We start from the raw sequence: 1063 nt of genomic DNA on the forward strand, positions 1-1063 counted from the left end.
CCCATAGAGGCGCAGGGTACGGTCATTGCCTGCACCAGGAAACGGCGCAATGAGTTCGGCATTGAGGGTGAGCTTCTTCGGTCCACCGATGGCAAGATCAGACGCATCGCGCGGGCCCAGTGAGCCTTGCTCAAATCCACGCACAGAACCCAGGCCGCCCGAATAGTAATTCTTGAAGAGCGGATAAGGCTGGCCATTCAGGCCTTTGCCCCAGCCAAACTCGCCGTTAAGCGCGATCGTGAACTGCTTGTTGAGCGGAATGTATTTCTGGGCCTGGTAGTTCGCTCGCACGAATTTGATGTCGCCAGCGACACCCCAGTCACCGTAAACCCGTTGATAGAGGCCCGACGTAGGCACCAGCGCGCTGTCGCGGCTGTCGCGCGACCAACCCACTGTCAACGGAATCGAGTTGCTTTTGTAGCCAAACTGGTTCGCATAGTTCAGATAACTAACCGGCAGATTGGTGCCCGGCACAATCGTCAACTGCTCGTAACCGCTGCCAAAATARACGGTGTCATTCTCGGTAAACGGAACACCGAAACGAATACTTGCGCCCCGCGTTTTCAGGCTGTAGTCACCACCTTGGCCCGAGGTAGGCTTCGACGTGCGGTCATAGACATCAATGGTGCGCGAAATACCATCGGCCGTGAAATATGGGTCAATAGTGCTGAGCACRATCTGGCGGTTKGACTTGCTGGTGTTGACTTCAACRCCCAGGTARTTGCCSGAGCCAAAAACGTTTTCCTGCTTGATACCGAATACCAGTGAGAGGCTGTCCGCGCTGGAATACCCCGCACCAAGCTGCAAATTACCGGTTGGCTTTTCAACCACATTGACCGTAATGTCGACCTGGTCGTTTGTACCGGTCACTTCCTGCGTTTCTACATTCACATCGGTAAAGAAACCCAGACGGTCGACACGGTCGCGGGAAAGCCGGATTTTGTCGCCGTCGTACCAGGACGACTCAAACTGGCGGAACTCGCGACGCACGACTTCATCGCGCGTGCGATTGTTTCYGGCCACGTTGATGCGCCGAACATAAGCACGGCGGGATGGTTCTGCC

General features: G+C 55.7%; 1 protein-coding gene. It reads right to left on the reverse strand.

Annotated features, from left to right (window positions below; translation table 11 throughout):
* A partial coding sequence (gene bamA / locus AC1D1P_RS24155; RefSeq protein ID WP_477674766.1) for an outer membrane protein assembly factor BamA occupies positions 1–1063 on the reverse strand: 1063 nt, incomplete at both ends.

The organism is Polaromonas sp. P1_E1_2 (genome assembly GCF_056406035.1).